We start from the raw sequence: 18039 nt of genomic DNA on the forward strand, positions 1-18039 counted from the left end.
TCAGACGCTCGTTCCGGTGGGGAGCACTGCACGGGCGATGCCGGTAAGGTTGCCCTGGAGGATGAGGATCTCCCTCTGGTTCGTTCCGTCGAGATCGGCCGCGTAGACGTTGCCGGCGAGGTCGGTCACGTACATGCGGCCGTCGTCCGGATCGAGGGCGAGGCCGATGCCTTCCATGAGGTGGGTCAAAAGGATCTCGGGCGTCCGCCGCGCGTCCGGTGGGTCCATCGGCGAGCGGTTCACACTGTTGCCCTGCGGCGGGTCACCGCGATCCGTCCAGTACAGCGTGCGCTGCTCGAGGTCGAGCTCCAGGTCGATCGGCTCCGGCAGCCCCTCGAACAGCACCTCGATGTCACCGCGTTCGCCCGCCGTCCTCCCGGCGGGCAGGTCGATCCCGGCCCGCAGGATCCTCCCGAGCCCCGCGTCGCTCGGGCCCTTCTGGGTCCAGTAGAGGTGTCCGCCGACAGGGTCGACGGCGACTCCCACGCACCACCTGGTCTCGTCGCGGCGGTCGTCCTCTCCCAGTCCCGTCTGCACGAGGGTCTCGACGTTCGAGCCGTCGAGGTCGCAGCGCATCACGCGCATGCCCTCGCGGTCACCCCAGTACAGCTTCCGGCCGGTGGCCTCGAGGTGGAGCTGCTTGGGCGTGTGCGTGACGCCGCTGGCGACAATGGTCGTCCTGTTGCCTCCGTCCAGGTCCACGCGTTCGATCGAGCCGTCGTTCTCCGGCGGAAGGCCCATGTTCGTCCAGTAGATGTGGCCTGCCACGACATCGACGGCGACTCCGTCGGGGATCCCGCACCCGGTGACGAGGAACATCTTGTCGGAGCCGTCGGGGTTCACGGAGAACAGGCGACCGCCGCTGCTGGCCTCGAGCACGAACAGTCTCTCCTGGCGCCGTGTCAAGGTCTCTCCACCGCGGGGCGACCGGCTCCGGCGCTCGGCGGGCCGGACGGGTCGTGCCGGGCGCGCAGGGCCATCAGGGCGGTGAGCATCGCATCTCGCTTCTTGAGGTGGATCGGCTTTGCCACGGGGCGGACGTGCGTGTGCGCATTCACGGCTGACCAACTACTGCTGCTTCGGGCGCCGCGCGCATCACGGCCCCTCCGCTGGCGTCGTGCCGGGGATCGCGCCCTGGGCGCGCAGCTCGGCGATGTCGTCGGGGCCGAATCCCAGCTGGGCGAGGATCTCGTCGTTGTGCTCGCCGAGGTCCGGGGCCCGCTTCGCCGGGACCTTCGCCACGCCGCGCAAGTTGACCGGGCTGTTGATCGTGTACTCCAGCCCCTGGACTCCTTCGATCGGTACGACGATGTCGTTCGCACGCAGTTGCGGGTCCTGCGCTGCCTCCTCCGGTGTCTGGATGAGGCTGAAGGTGACGCGTTCCCGGGTCAAGACCTCCTTCCAGTGGTCGAAGGGTCGTGAGCGGAACTCGGTGTCGAGCAGTTCGGCCAGCACGGCGGCGTTCTTGACGAAACCCTCGATGTCCGTGAAACGGGGGTCCTCGAGCAGGTCGGGGTGCCCAATGGCCCGTGTCAGTCCCGGCCAGTGCGGGGGTGCGGCGACCAGCATGAACCACTCGCCGTCCGCGGTCCGATAGGGGTTGATCAGCGGGTTCGCCGGCGCCTTGCGGTCGTGCAGCTCGAACGGCGTGCCTCCGGCGAGGGCGCCGGCCACGAGCGTTCCCGTGGCCCACACGCCCGCGGCGAGCAGCGACGTTCCGACACTGGCGCCTTGTCCCGTCCGTTCGCGGCGGTACAGGGCGGTCACGATCGCCGCGTAGATCGCGACCGCTGACATGTAGTCGCCGCTGCCCCAGACCGGCACGGTCGGCGGGGCTCCCGCGTCCCGGGTGGAGGCCAGCAGCCCGCTGCGCGACCAGGCGGCGGTCAGGTCGAAGCCCGGCTGCCCGGCGTCGGGGCCGGCATCGCCGAAGCCGGTGATGTCGGCGTAGACGACCCGCGGGTTCCAGCCCGCGACCTCGTCGTAGCCGAGGTGCAGCTTTTCGCGCGTGCCGTGCGGGAAGTTGGTGATCACCACGTCGGCCCATTCGACGAGCCGCTTGAGGATTGCGATGGCCGCCGGGGACTTCAGGTCGATCACCATGCCGCGCTTGTTGCGGTTGGCGAGATGCCAGCTGTAGTTGGCCTGCGCCCGGGGACTGGGCGGCACGGAACTCAGCCGCCGCTGGGGATCGCCCGCTCCCGGGGGTTCGATCTTGATGACGTCCGCTCCGAAGTCGGAGAGCACGGTGGCCGCGGCCGGTCCCGCGATGAAGCTCGACGCGTCGAGGACCTTCAGGCCGGTGAAGACGGATTCGGTGGTCATCGCCATCACCTCACGAAGGCGCTCAGGCCGCCGGTCACGGCACGTCCGACGATGAGGGTCTGGATCTCCCGGGTGCCCTCGTAGGAGTAGAGGGCCTCCGCGTCGGCCACGAAACGGCCGATCTTGTAGTCGAGGACGATGCCGTTGCCGGCCAGCAGCTCCCGTGCCCATCCCACGTTCTCGCGCATCCGCACCGTGCAGAAGGCCTTGGCCAGGGCGGACTGCTCGTCCCGGTAGACCCCGGCGTCCTGCAACTGAGCCAGCCGCGTCACCATCCCGCACGAGGCCGTGGCATTGCCGAGCATCCTCACCAGCAGGTCCTGGACGAGCTGGAAGCCTCCGATCGGGCGCCCGAACTGCTCGCGCTCCTTGGCGTACTGCAGTGCGATCTCGTAGGCGCCGAACATCACTCCGACCGCCTGCCACGCCACCCCGCTGCGCGTTCGGCGCAGGATCTCGGCGGTGTCCTTGAAGGAGTTCGCGTTCTGCAGCCGGTTGGCCTCCGGAACGCGGCATCCGTCGAGCACGATGTCGGCGTTCTGCACGATCCGCAGCGCCATCTTGTTCTCGATCTTCGTCGCGGTGAACCCGGGGGTGTCCTTCTCCACGACGAAGCCGAGTACATGGCCGGTCTCGACATCGCGAGCCCAGACGACGACCAGGTCGGCGAACGTCGCGTTCCCGATCCACCGCTTGGCTCCGTCGAGAACCCATGTGTCGCCGTCGCGGCGCGCAGTCGTTTGGAGGCCGCCGGCCACGTCGGAGCCGCCGTGGGGCTCGGTCAGCGCAAAGGCGCCGATCTTCTCGAGGCGGCTCATAGCCGGCAGCCACCGCCGCTTCTGCTCGTCGGAGCCACAGGTGAGGATGGTGCCCATGGCCAGACCCGAATGCACGCCGTAGAACGTCGCCATGGACGCGTCGGTGTGCCCGAGCTCCAGTGCGATGAAGCCCGCGAACAGGTTGCTCGGATGGGATTTGCCGGAGTCCGGGTCGGCCCAGTCCAACAGGCCCAGCTTCCCGAAGCCCTCCACGAGCTGGAAGGGGAACTCGGCCCGGGCCCAGTAGTCGTCGACGATCGGGGCGGCCTGCGTACGGAGGAATGCGCGGACGGACTCGATCTTCTCCCGTTCCCCGCCGGGAAGCAGTTCCTCATAGGCGTAGAAGTCGGCGGGCAACTGCCCCTTGTCGAGATAGGGGCCTGACGGTGTCGGCAAGGCTGTCGTGGCGCTCATCGCAATCTCCCTCAAGCGCTGTGGGGCGTGCTCGGAGGTCCGCGCCGTGCGCGCCTCTCCTTGCCCGGCGTTTTCGGTTCTCTGGCGCGATTGAACGCGGATCGGGGGCCGGTTCCCCGAACCCGCGCCGCCCAAGGGCTCCGTTGTTGCCGTGGACCACCCCAGTGGCCCGTCGCCGCCCGCAGCTCAGGTGACGATCCTGCGCCCGTACGCCAACGCGGCGCGGCCCGCCGGACCGCCCCGCCGGGCTGGGTGGGCTGCGCGGCCGTGGGCACCGGGGGCGTGGACGATGGTGTCATCGGAGCACTCTGGCCGGCCCAGCACGCCCTGTTCCGCCTGATCTCGACGGTCGACCGCCGGCTGCTCCACTTCTACCGGCGGCGGACGCGGAAGCCGCTGCAGGCCACGCGGTTGTCGTCATGGGGAGCGTTGAGCGCATCGATCCTCTCGACGGTCAGGTCCTGCTCTTCGAGCAGGTCCGTCGCTGCCTCGGGGCCGGCGCTCCGGTGTTCAGGTGTGCCGGTCGCTTCTTGCCTGTTGCCGCGCCGTGCGCAGGGCCAGTGGTGCTGCGGCTGCCCAGGCCTGGGGCGAACAGGAATGTGGGTAGGGGACGGGCCCTGTGGTGGCGGATCGGTCGTAGCCGGCGATGACCTCGGGCAGACGGTGGCCGTGGTGAGCCGCGGCCGCAATGAGGCCCTCGGTGACGGTGTCGACCTCGTCGGCGAGCCTGTAGCGGGCGAGGCCCAGGGTGATGACGGCGTTGTCGTGGGGCCAGGCGCTGCCGCGGTGGTACGAGAGAGGGTGGTAGGGCGGCTGTCCGGCAGCCAGGGTGCGGATCGCCCAGCCGGAGAAGAAGTCGGGTTCCAGCAGGCGTCGGCCGACCCGGCGAGCGTGGTCCGCGTCGAGGATCCCGGACCACAGCAGGTGGCCGGCGTCCGAGGCCAGGGCGTCGACCTGGTGTCCGTCGCCGTCCAGGGCGAGAGCCGGGAAGTCGGCTTTCGGCATCCAGAAGTCCGTGGTGAAGCGGCTGCGCAGTCGGGCGGCGGCGTCCCGCAGTCGGTGCGCATAGGGCTCGTCCCGCCAGACCTCGTGCGCGAGTTCTGCTGTGCGCAGGAGTGCGTCGTAGGCGTAGCCCTGGACTTCCGAGACTGCCATGGGGCCTTGTGCCTGTGTGCCGTCGGTGAAGCAGATCGCGCCTGCGGAGTCCTTCCAGCTCTGGTTGACCAGTCCGCCGGGGTCCGGGGTGTAGACGAGGTAGCCGTGTTGTTCCAGGCCGCCGTCGGTGAGCATCCACTCCACGGCCTGCCGGGCGTGCCGCTCCAGGCGTACGGCGAGGGAGCGATCCCCGGTCGTCTCGTAGTGGGCGTGGAGCAGGACCAGGAAGAGCGGTGTGGCGTCGACGGTGCCGTAGTACCGGCCGTAGGGGACCTGCCGGAAGTGGGCGAGTTCGCCGTGGCGGGTCTCGTGGACGATGCGTCCTGGTTGTTCGCCGCCGAAGGCGTCGTAGCGCTGCCCTTGGGCGGCGGCCAGGGCGCTGAGTGTGGCGGCGGCCGTGTCGGGTCGGTAGGGCAGGAGGAAGTAGGAGGTCAGCAAGGAGTCGCGGCCGAACAGGGTGAGGAACCACGGGATGCCTGCGGCGGGTACGTGGACCTCTTCGCCGTCCACGCCGGTGACCGGGATGGTCAGCAGGTCGACGTCGGCGAGGCCTCGTTCGCAGGTGCGGGTCAGGTGGTCCGTCGCCGTCGGCGCCTGCCGAGGGGGGTGTGGCACGGCGGGTGCGTCGGGCGGCAGCCCGTGGGGACGGGCACGGACGGTCAGTTGGAGCTCGGTCTCGCCGTGCGCGTCGAGCCGCAGGTGCCAGGTGAGGGTCCGCGCGGTGGACTGCGCCGCTCCCTGCACCGTGTCGACGGCGTCCGGGATGGGGTGGCAGGTGAGGGTGGTGCGGGCGTGCCAGTCGGCCCGGTGATAGTCGAAGTGCAGGCCGTCGGGCGTGGTGTGGGCTGTGTACCGGCCGCCGGGCTTGGAGTAGTGCCGGTTGTCGGCTCGTAGTTCGAACAGGTCGGCGAAGTCGGCGTCGACGGTGAGGTCGAGGCGGGCGGTCACCGGGTGGGGAAGGTTGCTCACCAGGCGCAGATGTTCGGTGAGCGTCCCCGCGGTGACGGTCTGTCGACGGAAGACGGTGTAGGCGGGTGGTTTGTCCCGCGTGCCCTGCGGGGTGAGAACAGACTCGGCCGCGTCGTCCGCCGTCGCCTCGGCGGGCACGAGGGCGATGGGGCTGGTGCCGTCGACGGTGAGCTGCCAGCGGCTGAGGTGACGTGCATCCCTGAGGAACAGTCCGTCGGGGGTGGTCCCGCGGGTGCCGCTGATGCCTGCGTCGGTGTCGAGGCGGGCGAAGGTGGCGTCGCGCACCAGTTGGACGTGGTGGTCGCCCGGGGTCATGGCTGGGGCTCCTCGAGGTCGGCGCTGAGCAGGTCGAGTGCAAGGGCGGCGGTCCAGGAAAAGTGCCGGCTGCCTCGGGCGGCGCCGGTGGTGGGGTCTACGTATTCGGCGAACCGGGACCCTCCTGCCTCCGCGAGAAAGCCCTGCCGGAGGCGTTCGGCGTCGGCCTGGAAGCCGTGGGTGTGCAGTCCGCGGTGGATCAGCCAGGCCGTGTTGAACCAGGCCGGGCCACGCCAGTAGCGCTGGGCGTCGAAGGCGTGACCGGTCAGGTCGTAGCTGGGGACCAGCCGGGTGGCCGGGGCGCTGAAGTGCGGACCGTCGAGGGTGTCCTGCAGTCGCCGGACGACGTCGTGCGGCAGGCCTGGCACGACGAGCGGAACGAGGCCGGTCACGCTTCGCTCGTCGACCAGGGTGTCGGTGCTCAGGTCGCGGGCACGGAACAGGCCGGCTTCGTCGTCCCACAGCCGGGCCACAAGCTGCCGGGTCAGTTCGTCGGCGCGCGCGGTGTGAGGTGCGTCGTCCGTGCCGAGGTCGCGGGCCATGGCGGCCAGGGCCCGCTCGCTGACGATGAGCAGCGCGTTGAAGCCGGGGTCTTCCATGGCAAAGCCGTGGTGCAGCGCACGGTCGTCGTAGCCGGCCTCGCGGTAGTCCGTCGCCAGCCGGACATAACGGCCATAATCCAGGTCGGTGGGCCGGTCGGCGGGGTGGCCGTGGTTCAGGTCGGCGCGCTGGAAGGCGCCGGGCGCGGCAGGTTCGATGCGTTGCAGGGCCTGGTCCCAGCAGGGGCTGTTGTCCATGCCCGGCTCCCAGGGGTGGACGACGGCTGCCAGCCCTCCGCCGCCGAGGTCCCTGCGGGCGCGGAGGTAGTCGTGCCAGGCGGCGAGCCGTGGATAGGCACGGGCGAGGAAGCCGCGGCGTCGGGATTCCTGCGGGTCTGCCTGGTGCACGAGCCAGGCGGCCAGGGCGTGCAAGGGAGGCTGGACGATGCCCGAGGTCTCGGGTGTGGCCGGTGCGCCGGCCTCTCGGCCGGCGCGGGAGGACTGCCAGAAGTCGGGGCTGGGGAAATAGACGTCGTGCGGGACGGCGGGGTTGAAGACGATGTGGGGTATGCGTCCGTCGGCCCACTGCCCGGCCAGCAGGGACTCGAGTTCCCGCTGGGCACGGCGCACCGAGAGGTGGCGCAGCCCGATGGCGATGAATGCGGAGTCCCAGCTCCATTGATGGGGGTAGAGGGTGCGGGAGGGAACGGTGGAGGTGCCGGTCCAGTTGTCGATGAGGACCCGCGCCGCACCGCGCCGTAGTGTCAGGGCTGCGGCTGCGGTGGACGCGGGCCGGTCCAGGAGGGATTTCACGCGCCTGACCTCTGCAGGAAGGCCGGGATGGAGCGGACGGCTTCGATGGGATCGCCGGTGAGGCGGCATTCCGCGGCCAGGTGCCCGTCGTAGCCGATGGCGTGCAGGGCGCTGAGCCAGGCGGGCCAGTCGAGGTGTCCGGCGCCGGGCTGGAAGCGGTTGGAGTCGGAGACCTGGGCGTGGCCGATGAGGTCGGCGTGGGCAAGGATCGCGGCGGCTGGGTCGCTCTCCTCGATGTTCATGTGGTAGCTGTCGATGCCGATCCTGAGGGAGTCGAGTCCCGTCTGGCGTATCAGGTCGGCGGCCTGATCGAGCCGGTTGACCATGTGGTCCTCGTACCGGTTGAGCGGCTCCAGGAAGAGCGTGACGCCCTCCTTGCGTGCGTGCTGGCCCAGTTCGGTCAGGCCGGCAAGAAGGACCTCGCGGTCCTCTGCCTCGGTACGCGGCGGCTCGAAGGGCGGGAGGCGGCGCGAGAACATCCCGTAGGAGGCGGGTGTCTGGGCGCCCAGGCCGCCGATCTCGGCGATCACGGTGAGCTGTGACTTCATCTGGGCGATGGCGTCGCGGCGCAGGTCGGCGTCGAAGGCACCAAAGAAGTGCAGCATGTCGACACAGACGGTGGGCATGACCACACCGTCCTTGCGGGCCCGCTTCAGCTCATCGAGTCGCGATGCGAAGTGCAGGTCGCCCTTGCCACGCAGTTCGATGGCGTCGTAGCCGGCCTGCTGGGCGAAGTCCCACTTGGCCTGCAGGGTGTCTCCGGGCAGGAGTTGCTCCTGAACGGCGGTCTTGAGCATGAGGGGGCCTTTCAGAATTCCAGGACGACCTGCAGCGCCTCGGCGGGGCGCTCGTCGAGCAGCACGTAGGCGTCGGCCGCGTCGGCGGCCGGGATGACGTGGCTGACCAGGGTGGTGACGTCCACCTGCCCTTCGGCGACCAGGCGCAGGAAGGTCTGCTGGAGGCGCTCGACGCTCCAGCGGTGCGACAGCTGCGGGGGGACGCCGCCGATCTGTGAGCAGATGAGCTGGACGCGGTTGTGGTGGAACTCGTCGCCCAGGCGCAAACCGATGCCGTCGCCCTGGTAGAAGCCGGAGGCGACCACGCGGCCGCCGGCGGCGACCGAGCGCAGGGCCTCGTGCAGGGCCGGGTAGGCACCGCTGATCTCGATGGCGAGGTCGGCGCCGAGTCCGGCGGTGGCTTCGCGGATGCGTTCGGCCACCGCATCCGTGCGGGCGTTGAGCGTGTGATGTGCGCCATACCGCTTGGCGGTCTCCAGACGGCCGTCGAGCGCGTCGACGGCCGTCACGCGGGCGCCGTTCAGCTGCGCGAGCCGGGTGGTGAGCAGGCCGATGACGCCCTGGCCGAACACGGCGACGTCCTCGCCGAGGTGGATGTCACCGGCCAGCACGGCGTTGTACGCAATGGCACCGACCCGGGCGAAGGCCCCGGCCAGGGGCTCGAGCCCGGTCGGCAGGGTGTGGCCTGCCATGCGCTCGGCGGGGACGATGCCCTCGCTGCGGTGCCCCCAGATGCCCCACACCAGGTCGCCGGGCTGCGGAAGCCCCGGGGCGTCGGCCAGGTCCGGGGAGACCTCGACGACCTCGCCGACCTCGGAGTAGCCCCATCCGGCCACGGGGTACCGGATGCCGGCCTCGCCCTCCCGGAAGAGCCGGGCCTCGGGGTCCCAGGTACGCGTCAGATAGGGGTTGGTCCCCCGGTAGGCGGTGAGCTCGGTACCGGCCGAGATGCCCGAATACCGGGTGCGGACTCTGAGGTGGCCCGGGGGCAGTTCTGCTCCGACGTGCTCGGCGACCTCCACCTGGCGAGGGCCGGTGAATTGAACGACGCGTTCCACGGATGGCTCCGGAAGTGGTGCGGGGGTGAGTTGCGTCGACGATATCTCCAACTTATGTCTTGTCAATACGCAAAACTAATGCTGAGATGCGTGCCCAGTAGTCGTAAGCCGGAACAAGGACACGCAATGCGCACCATGACCCGGCGGTCGAGGATGACCGCGGTCGGCGTCACAGCAGCCCTGGGACTCGGGCTGCTCACGGGCTGTTCCAGCAGCACGGGACCCGGCAAACCGGACCGCGAGATAACGGTCTGGTCACAGGAGAACCTCCCAGATCGCATCGCGGCAACACAGAAGGCGATCGACGGATTCGAGAAGAAGACCGGGATCAAGGTCCATCTCGTCGGCGTCGACGAGGGCCAGATGCCCCAACTGATCATGTCGGCCGCCGCAGCCGGCAAGCTCCCCGACGTCATCGGCGCGGCCCCGATGGGCCAGGTCTGGCAGATGTACACCAACGGCCTGCTCAACACGGACATCCCGAAGAAGATCATCGGCGAGCTGGGGCGCGGCACCTTCAATGCCAACGCGCTCAACCTGACATCCGACGGGAACACCAGCCTCGGCGTGCCCTCCGACGCCTGGCTCCAGCTGCTGGTCTACCGCAAGGACCAGTTCGACCAGAAACACCTGTCGGCCCCCGACACCTACGAGCACTCCCTGACCGCCGCCAAGGCGCTCACCACCAAGGGCAACGACGGCATGTCGGCAGCCACCGACCCCGGCGATGCCTTCACCTCGCAGAGCTTCGAGAGCCTCGCCCTCGCCAACGACTGCCAGCTCGTGGACGACCACCACGACGTCGCCCTCGAGTCCCCGCAGTGCGAGACGGCCTTCAAGACCTACGACCAGCTCGCCCGCACCTACGGCGCCCCGGGGACCCAGACCGTGGACTCCACGCGCGCGACCTACTTCGCCGGCCGGTCCTCCATGATCATCTGGTCGTCGTTCCTGCTGGACGAGCTCGCGGGCCTGCGCAAGGACGCCCTGCCCAGCTGCTCCCAGTGCAAGCAGGACCCACAGTACCTGTCCCGCAACAGCGGCATCGTCACCGCGCTGAAGGGCCCCGACAGCACCACGGCGGCCCAGTTCGGCGAGATCACGTCATGGGTGACCACCAAGACGGCCGAGACTGCAGCCTCCCGCCAGTTCATCGAGTACATGATGGGCCCCGGCTACGAGACCTGGTTCGGCATGGCCCCCGAAGGCAAGATCCCCGTCCGCCACGGCACGATCGCGCAGCGCGACCTCTACCTCGACGCCTGGCGCAACAGCGACATCGGCGTCGACACCCGCAAGCCCTTCGACCAGGTGTATCCCGCAAGCCTGCTCAACCAACTCGCCAACGGCGTCAGCAACATGCGGCGCTGGGGCATCACCCAGGGCGAAGGCGCCCTCGTCGGCGCCACCAACGGTGAACTCCCCGTGCCGAAGGCCATCGGCGCCATGACCAGCGGACAGATCTCCCCCTCCGAGGCCGCCCAAGAAGCCGACGACGACGTCGCCGCCCTCAAGAAGTCCCTGCAGTAGCCGCCCGCATGCACGCCCGCAAAGGTCGCCCCATGACAACAGCCCCCGTCGGCGCACCGCAGCGCCGGGACACCAGCCCGCGCTCGACAGACCGGTCCGCCGATCGCCGACGGCGCCCGATGACCGCCAGCCGTCGCGCCAACCGCGCCGGACTCGCCTTCGTGTCCCCCACCTTCATCGTGGTCCTCGTAGTAGTCATCCTGCCCATCCTGTGGACCGTGCTCCTGGCGTTCCAGCACGCCAAACTGGTCGACATCCAGGGCATGGGCATCTTCGGAAACTGGTCCCTGGACAACTTCGCCCAGGTCTTCGACTCCGCCGGATTCTGGTCCAGCCTGGCCACCACCCTGCTGTACACCGCGGGCGCCACTCTGGGCTCCGTCGTCCTCGGTCTCATCGCCGCCCTCGCCCTGCGCAAGCCGTTTCGCGGTCGAGGACTGCTGCGCGCGGCGATGCTGCTGCCCTACGTCGCCCCCGTCGTCGCCGTGGCCTTCGTCTGGGAAGTCGCCCTGAGCCCGCAATACGGCATAGTCAACAACTGGGGCCACCGCTTGTTCGGATGGGACAACCCCATCGCCTTCCTCTCCACCCGCGAGTACCAAGTCGACCTGCTCGGCCTGCACTTCGACGTACCGCTGGCCCTGCTGACCGTCATCGTCTTCGAGTGCTGGCGCTACTTCCCCTTCGCGTTTCTGTTCATCCTCGCCCGGCTGCAGGCGGTACCGCACGGCCTGGAGGAGGCCGCCATGGTGGACGGGGCCACCCTCACCCAGCGCTTCCGCCACATACTGCTGCCCCAACTGATGCCCGTCATCGCTCTGCTATGTGTTCTTCGCTTCATCATGACCTTCAACAAGTTCGACGACGTCTACCTCCTGACCGGGGGCGGGGCAGGAACGGACGTCGCCGCCGTCCGGGTCTACGACTTCCTCACCGCCCGCTACGACGTGGGAGCCGCTGCGGCCCAGGCCCTCGTCCTGGCCGCCTCCCTGATGATCCTGCTGGGCTTCTACTTCAAGTTCTTCGGCAACAAGGTCCAGGAGGAGTCGTGACCCGCAAGGCCGTTCTGAGCAGGGCCCAGTTCGAGGACAAACTCTTCGGCGTCCTGCGCTGGTTCGTCATCGCGTTCCTCGCAGTGATCACCCTGCTGCCCTTCTACTACATGCTGCTGCTGTCGGTGAAACCCATCGACGCGCTCCTGCTCGACCCGGGATCGCTGTGGGTCTCGGCCAAGGACTTCACGCTGTCCACCTACCGCGATGTCCTCAAGTCCACCGACGACGGCGGGCAGGGCTTTTTGAAGTTCCTGCTCAACTCCGCGCTGGTCTCGATCGCCACGGTGATCCTCACCCTGCTGGCCGCCGTGCCCGGCGCCTACGCCGTCAGCCGCCTCAAGTTCTTCGGCCACCGCCAGGTCAGCGCGCTCTTCCTCGCCGTCTACCTGTTCCCGGCGACCCTGCTGGCCGTTCCGCTGTTCGTCATCTTCGCCAAGATGGGGCTGTCCTCCAGCCTGGTCGGCCTCGCCATCGTCTACGTCGCCCAGACCGTGCCCGTGGCGATCTACATGCTGAAGAACTACCTCGTCACCATCCCCCCGTCCATCGAAGAAGCGGCAGCGATCGACGGCGCCGGCCGACTGCAGACCGTCCGCAAGGTGATCCTGCCTCTCGCCCTGCCCTCCATCATGGCGACCGGCCTCTACGTGTTCATGATCGCCTGGAACGAGTTCCTCTTCGCTCTCCTGTTCCTGGCCGCCGACCCCGGCAAGTGGACCGTCTCCCTCGGACTGGCGCAGCTGTCCAATGGCGTGGAAGTGCCCAAGACGATCCTCATGGCCGGTTCGGTGGTATTGACGATTCCTGTGGTACTTCTGTTCTTCGCCGCCGAACGCATGCTCACCGAGGGCCTGACCAGCGGCGCCGACAAGGGCTGAGCCATGGGGAATGTCATGATGACGCCAAGTCAGGTCAGCGCGGGAGAACTGCTGCAACTGATCCGCAGCGGCCGCGCCAACACCCGCGCCGACCTGCAACGCGCCACCGGCCTGTCCCGCTCCACCATCGGACAGCGACTGGACCTCCTCAACCGCGCCGGCTGGCTTCGGCACACCGCCGGCGCCTCCACCGGCGGCCGCCCGTCCCACACAATCGCCTTCGACCCGACGCACGGGTCGGTGATCGCCGTCGATCTCGAGACCCGGCACGCCCGTGCCGCCGTGCTGGATCTGGCGGGCACCATCCTCGCCGAGCACACAGGCCCCCTGCACATCACCGACGGCCCGGACGAAGTGCTGGACCAACTCGCAGGCTGGTTCCCGGATCTGATCGGCGCCGCCGGTGTGGACGCCACCCATGTGAGCGGCATCGGACTGTCGGTGCCCGGCCCCGTCGACTGGGAGACAGGGCGGGTCATCGAGCCGCCCATCATGCCCGGCTGGGACCGTTACCCCGTCCGGGAACGCCTGCAGAAGGCCTACGCCGATCACGTGGGCCCGAGCATGGAGGAGGGCCCGGTCCCGGTCTTCGTCGACAACGACGCCAACCTCATGGCAATGGCCGAGCACCAGGCCAACCACCGCGACAGCTCGGCCTTCGTCCTCGTCAAGGTCTCCACCGGCATCGGCGCCGGTGTCGTTGTGGGCGGCAATGTCTTCCGCGGCATCGACGGCGGCGCCGGCGACATCGGCCACATCCGCCTGCACGACCGCCCCGACGCCCTGTGCATGTGCGGCTCCTACGGCTGCCTGGCCGCCGTCGCCAGCGGACGGGCCCTCGCGCGGGAGCTGTCCGCCCTCGGTTTCGGCGCCGCCTCCGGCTCGGACGTCAGACGCCTGCTCGCCGAGGGCCACCCCGACGCCATCCGCCTGGCCCGGGAGGCCGGGCGCCGCGCCGGAGAAGTCCTGGTGACCGTCGTCACCCTGCTCAACCCGGGCGTCCTGATGCTGGCCGGAGACCTCTCCGGAGTGCCGTTCATGACCGGAGTCCGCGAACTGCTCTACCAGCGCGCCATACCCCGTGCCACCGCCAACCTCCAGGTCGTCACCTCACGGCTCGGCGACCACGCCGGTGTCATCGGAGCCGCCTCCATGGTCGTGGAGTTCCTCTACTCCCCCGACCGCGCCGACACCCGTCTCAACCGCCTCGCACAGTAGCGCCGAGACGCCACACACCCACAGGAACACCGTGACCATAGAACCTGCCCCCTGGACGCACCGACCCATCGAGGTCGGGCTCGCCGGCGCCGGGCCCTGGGCCCGTGCCATGCACGCCCGCATACTCGCCGCAGGACCCGAAACACGATTGACCGCAGTCTGGGCCCGCCGTCCTGAAGCGGCCCAGCAGGCCGCCGCCCCCTACGCGGCCCATGTCGCTGCCGACTACGACGAACTCCTCGACCACTGCGAAGCCGTGGCTTTCGCCGTCCCGCCCGCCGTCCAGGGCGAGCTGGCACCCCTGGCCGCCAAGAGAGGAAGGGCACTGCTGCTGGAGAAGCCTCTCGGCCCCGACCTGCCCACGGCCCAGCGCGTGGCGGATGCCATCGCCGAAGCCGGCGTGATCTCCCAGCTCGTCCTCACCAAGCGCTACCACCCGACCACTCGCGCCTTCCTCGACGCCGCTCGCACCCTCGACATCGCCGGCGCACGGTCCTGCTATCTCCACGGCGCCTTCCTCGGAGGCGACTTCGCCACCGGCTGGCGTCTCGAACACGGCGCGCTGCTCGACCTGGGCCCCCATCTCCTCGACCTCCTGGATGCCGCGATCGCCCCCATCACGGCCATTCGCAGCACAGGGGACCCCCGGCGCTGGATCGAGCTCACGTGCGAACACGCCAACGGTGCCGTGAGCCAGGCTTCCTTGTCCGGTTCCGTCAACCTGCCGCGCGCCGTCACCCGCGTCGAACTCTTCGGCCCGGCCGCGTCATTGGCCTACGACACCGCCGACATCGACCACGAGGAGGGCTGGCCGATCCTGCGCCGTGACTTCGCCACGGCCGTACGCACCCACACGCCGACGGAACTCGACGCCCAGCGCGGCCTGTATCTGCAATCCCTCATTGAACGGGCCACACAGCAGTGAACTGACCTGAGGATCCGGCGTTGTCTTTGATGCGTCCCCATTTTGCGATCTCGACGTTGCTTCCCCCCGAGTGATCCTGGGCACCACGACCTCGTCCCGATGCCCGCGTGGGCATCGTGCGCATCGCGGCGGTCGCCTTTATCCCTTCCTGAAGACGACCGGGTAGAAGATGAAGCATGGGAACGCGTTAGTGCCGCACCCGGGATCCGGGTGCGGCCAGCCTCCCCACATACGCGGTCCATCTGGGCGATGCGATCGGTTCTCCGAGGGGCTTCGCTGCCCCGGAGTAATGGTCAGCACAACCAGGCGGGCCTCGTTCTTTCACCGCCGCGGCAGTCAGCAGGGATGTCGTCGCCCCTTGGAGCCCATACGCCCCTTGCGACCACGGCCGCAGCCGACCGGAGATGTATGGATCATGCCTCCCACCACGGTTCCATGCCCCGCTCGGCGACGAACTCGTGGAAGTCCATGTTGCCGATCTCCAGGTTGCACGCCATCGATCCGACCATGCGGCACGGCAGCACGGCGGGCTGCCCCGGCGTGTCGTAGAGGTCGACGACGGTCAGCGGCCGGCCGGACTCGGCAAAGGTCCTGGCGTCGGCGAGCGCGACCAGCGTGGTGTGCTCCTCGGACGGCATCATCGCCGGTACCTGGCCCGGCAGGAGGCCCTCGAACGCCCGGTGCGCGACGACCAGCGCCGTGAGCGGGTAGTTGTCCACGTCGATCTCATCCGGGTCCTGGTCCGCGCCGACCCAGCCGTCCTCGTCGACCCCGCCCAGGTCGTCGAGAAGGGCGCGCCAGCCGGCCTCGTCGTCGAAGGAGGTACGGACCAGCACGGCCGCTCAGGAGGATCGCCGTGCGCGACGACCGTCACGCACGACCCGACGGCGCGGCGAACAGGGCCACGCTTGCGAGCTCACTGCCGCGACCCGCGACGGGTCGGGCCATGGGCAGTCGGCCCACCGCCCGGCCTTGCTCGGCATTGCCGTTCAGTGCCGTGTCTGTTCGTGGTCCGGACTTGGTTGGGCAGTGTCGTTCGAGATTGTTCCGGGTTTGGTGTGGAGGACTTCGCGGGCCTGTTCGGCGGCGCGGGTGATGCTTTCGCTGATGAAGTCGAGGAAGCGGGCGATGTTCTCCAGGCGGGTGGCGGCGGGGGTGTGGGGGCCGAGGACGGCGACGCCTTGGCGTGCGGTTTCGACGAGCTGGTCGTTGGATCGCGCACTGGCGATCGTCGCCTGGTAGAAGAGTTCGTCGTCGACGACGTAGCGGTCGCGGCGGCGTTCGTCGCGTTCTCGACGGACGAGGCTCTGGCTCTCCAGAAAGGCAATCGCCTTGGAGATGGACGCCGGGCTGACCTGGAGGTGCTGGGCGAGTTGGGATGCGGTGAGGCTGCCCGCGTCGGTGGTGAACAGGCAGGTGAGCACCCGGGCCGTCATCTTGGGCAGACCCGAAGCCATGAGGACGGTGGTGAGCGTCTCCTCGTACTCGGCCACGGCCTCGGCGTCGCGTCCGTGTGGCTGGGGAACCGACTCCGCCCCTCGGGGGGAGGCGGGCCTGCGCCGGTGGGAGCGCCGTTCTGTGGCGCGGTGGGCCAAGTCGGCGCGGTAGGCGGTGGGGCCGCCGTTGCGCATCACCTCACGCGTGATCGTCGACGTCGGACGCTCGAGGCGTCGGGCGATCTCCGCGTAGGGGAGGCTGTCGGCCAGCCCCAGCGCGATCTGCTGGCGTTCCTGCTGGGTGAGCCTGCCTCCCGGCATCGCGATCTCCTCGGTGATCCTTCGTGGTGGTCCCTGGTCCCCCCACCATAGCGTTCATTCCTCATTCATTGCAATGATCGGGTGCTCGCCGTTGCGTTACCAACAAGCCCGTTGCAACGATTTTATCAATTTTACCTGCACTAATGTCGCATCCACGCAACGAACTTGTTGCCGGGATTCGGAAAGCAACGTAGCGTTTTCGGCGCCAGAAACAACGAGCGAGCACCGGAGAGCACGATGCAGAAGTTCGACACCCCCGCCCCGATCTCCGCCGTCCTGGACATCCCCGCCGGACGCATCCAGTTGATCGCCGCCGACCGCGCCGACACCACCGTCGAGGTCCTGCCCGCCAACCCCTCAAAGAGCCGCGACGTCCAGACCGCCGAGCAGACCACCGTCGCTTACGCCGACGGCGTCCTGCGGATCCACACCCCCGAGCCCAAGAACCAGCTCTTCGGCCCGTCCGGATCCCTGGAGGTCACCGTCCAGCTGCCCGCCGACTCCCGCATCGAGGCCAAGGCCGCCGGCTCCGAGCTCCGCGGCGTCGGACGCCTCGGCGACATCGCCTTCGAAGGCGCATACCGCCAGATCAAGATCGACGAAGCCGCGAGCGTCCGCCTCGCCGCGCTCGACGGCGACGTCGAGGTCGGCTGGCTGGGCGGCCCCGCGGAGATCACCACCGCAAGGGGCGACATCCGGATCACCGAGGCCGTGCGCGGCACGGTCGTGCTCCGCACCGAGTCCGGCGACATTTCGGTCGCCGCCGCCGCCGGCGTCTCGGCCACCCTGGACGCCGGCACCGGCTACGGCCGCATCAACAACGCCCTCAAGAACGATGGCACCGCCGAACTGGAGATCCGCGCCACCACCTCCCACGGCGACATCACCGCCCGCAGCCTCTGAAGGAGCAGAACCAGGACTGTCCGGCCGGGCCCACCACGATCGAGATCCTGCCGGTCGTCGAGGACGACGCGGCACTCCGTCTCCAGAGGCCTGCGATCCACGTGCAGGCCGCTGGAGAAGTCGAACCAGACACTCTCACGCGACCAGGTGGAACACATGACGAAGAACAGCACTTCCCCGACGGATTCGACGTGGACCGGCATGGTGCCGGTCGACGACACGGCCCTGGCCGTCACCGACACCGGCGGTCCCGGTACCCCCGTGGTCTACCTCAACGGCCAGTTCGCCACTCAGGGGTACTGGCGCCGGGTCCTCGCCGAACTGGGCCCACAATGGCGGCACATCACCTACGACGAGCGGGCTCGCGGCAAATCGAAGCGTTCGGCGGACTATTCCTTCGGGGCAGCCGTCCGGGATGTCGATGCCGTTCTCGCGGCCCGGGGCGTGGATCGGGCGCTGCTGGTGGGCTGGTCCTACGGGGCGTGCGTCGCGGCGCACTGGGCCGACCGGAATCCGGAGCGTGCCTTGGGCGCGGTCCTGGTCGACGGCGCATTCCCGTACGACTGGCTG

At 69.1% G+C, this 18039-nt stretch carries 17 protein-coding genes; 7 read left to right on the top strand and 10 right to left on the bottom strand.

Going from position 1 to position 18039, the window contains the following annotated elements:
* From VXC91_RS32310 to VXC91_RS32345, 8 genes are all read right to left on the bottom strand, one after another.
* Positions 1-879, bottom strand: a complete 879-nt coding sequence (locus tag VXC91_RS32310; protein WP_329510902.1) for an SMP-30/gluconolactonase/LRE family protein — start codon at positions 877-879, stop codon at positions 1-3.
* 23 nt (positions 880-902) lie between these two features.
* Complete coding sequence (locus VXC91_RS32315) at positions 903-1031, bottom strand: hypothetical protein (protein ID WP_329510903.1); 129 nt, start codon at positions 1029-1031, stop codon at positions 903-905.
* A 64-nt stretch (positions 1032-1095) separates the two neighbouring features.
* Positions 1096-2325: a CaiB/BaiF CoA transferase family protein gene (locus tag VXC91_RS32320; protein ID WP_329510904.1), complete on the bottom strand. Its 1230-nt coding sequence runs from the start codon at positions 2323-2325 to the stop codon at positions 1096-1098.
* A gap of 5 nt (positions 2326-2330) precedes the next feature.
* Positions 2331-3557, bottom strand: a complete 1227-nt coding sequence (locus VXC91_RS32325; protein ID WP_329510905.1) for an acyl-CoA dehydrogenase family protein — start codon at positions 3555-3557, stop codon at positions 2331-2333.
* A 510-nt stretch (positions 3558-4067) separates the two neighbouring features.
* Positions 4068-5996: an amylo-alpha-1,6-glucosidase gene (locus VXC91_RS32330; protein ID WP_329510906.1), complete on the bottom strand. Its 1929-nt coding sequence runs from the start codon at positions 5994-5996 to the stop codon at positions 4068-4070.
* The gene (locus VXC91_RS32335) at positions 5993-7348 is read right to left on the bottom strand and encodes an MGH1-like glycoside hydrolase domain-containing protein (RefSeq protein WP_329510907.1); all 1356 of its coding nucleotides are present in this window, start codon (positions 7346-7348) and stop codon (positions 5993-5995) included. Before VXC91_RS32335 ends, VXC91_RS32330 begins: the two co-directional genes overlap by 4 nt.
* Positions 7345-8145, bottom strand: coding sequence for a sugar phosphate isomerase/epimerase family protein (locus VXC91_RS32340; RefSeq protein ID WP_329510908.1), 801 nt, complete (start codon positions 8143-8145; stop codon positions 7345-7347). The genes VXC91_RS32335 and VXC91_RS32340 overlap by 4 nt, the downstream gene beginning before the upstream one ends.
* 11 nt (positions 8146-8156) lie before the next feature.
* The gene (locus VXC91_RS32345) at positions 8157-9203 is read right to left on the bottom strand and encodes a zinc-dependent alcohol dehydrogenase (RefSeq protein ID WP_329510909.1); all 1047 of its coding nucleotides are present in this window, start codon (positions 9201-9203) and stop codon (positions 8157-8159) included.
* Between the two features lie 126 nt (positions 9204-9329).
* On the opposite strand from VXC91_RS32345, the gene VXC91_RS32350 reads away from it, so the two are divergent.
* From VXC91_RS32350 to VXC91_RS32370, 5 genes are read left to right on the top strand one after another with little or no spacing between them, the layout of a single operon-like run.
* Positions 9330-10733 carry an ABC transporter substrate-binding protein gene (locus VXC91_RS32350; RefSeq protein WP_329510910.1) on the top strand — a complete coding sequence of 468 codons (1404 nt, stop codon included), beginning with the start codon at positions 9330-9332 and terminating at the stop codon, positions 10731-10733.
* A gap of 32 nt (positions 10734-10765) precedes the next feature.
* Positions 10766-11785: a carbohydrate ABC transporter permease gene (locus VXC91_RS32355; RefSeq protein ID WP_329510911.1), complete on the top strand. Its 1020-nt coding sequence runs from the start codon at positions 10766-10768 to the stop codon at positions 11783-11785.
* Positions 11786-11799: 14 nt separating this feature from the next.
* Complete coding sequence (locus VXC91_RS32360; RefSeq protein WP_408057531.1) at positions 11800-12666, top strand: carbohydrate ABC transporter permease; 867 nt, start codon at positions 11800-11802, stop codon at positions 12664-12666.
* An 18-nt stretch (positions 12667-12684) separates the two neighbouring features.
* Positions 12685-13884, top strand: coding sequence for an ROK family transcriptional regulator (locus VXC91_RS32365; RefSeq protein ID WP_408057532.1), 1200 nt, complete (start codon positions 12685-12687; stop codon positions 13882-13884).
* Between the two features lie 31 nt (positions 13885-13915).
* On the top strand, positions 13916-14809 hold the full coding sequence (locus VXC91_RS32370; protein WP_408057529.1) for a Gfo/Idh/MocA family protein: 894 nt from the start codon (positions 13916-13918) through the stop codon (positions 14807-14809).
* A 413-nt stretch (positions 14810-15222) separates the two neighbouring features.
* On the opposite strand, the gene VXC91_RS32375 is transcribed toward VXC91_RS32370, so the two are convergent.
* The gene (locus VXC91_RS32375) at positions 15223-15645 is read right to left on the bottom strand and encodes a DUF6924 domain-containing protein (RefSeq protein WP_329510914.1); all 423 of its coding nucleotides are present in this window, start codon (positions 15643-15645) and stop codon (positions 15223-15225) included.
* A gap of 153 nt (positions 15646-15798) precedes the next feature.
* Positions 15799-16566, bottom strand: coding sequence for a helix-turn-helix domain-containing protein (locus tag VXC91_RS47155; protein WP_408057530.1), 768 nt, complete (start codon positions 16564-16566; stop codon positions 15799-15801).
* A gap of 237 nt (positions 16567-16803) precedes the next feature.
* Here VXC91_RS47155 and VXC91_RS32390 point away from each other — a divergent pair, with 237 nt between their 5' ends.
* Both VXC91_RS32390 and VXC91_RS32395 read left to right on the top strand, forming a co-directional pair.
* Positions 16804-17469: a DUF4097 family beta strand repeat-containing protein gene (locus tag VXC91_RS32390; protein WP_329510915.1), complete on the top strand. Its 666-nt coding sequence runs from the start codon at positions 16804-16806 to the stop codon at positions 17467-17469.
* Between the two features lie 156 nt (positions 17470-17625).
* A partial coding sequence (locus VXC91_RS32395) for an alpha/beta fold hydrolase (RefSeq protein ID WP_329510916.1) occupies positions 17626-18039 on the top strand: 414 nt, incomplete at its 3' end.

Origin of the sequence: Streptomyces chiangmaiensis (assembly GCF_036281785.1) — a bacterium.
Classification (GTDB): Bacteria; Actinomycetota; Actinomycetes; order Streptomycetales; family Streptomycetaceae; genus Streptomyces; species Streptomyces chiangmaiensis.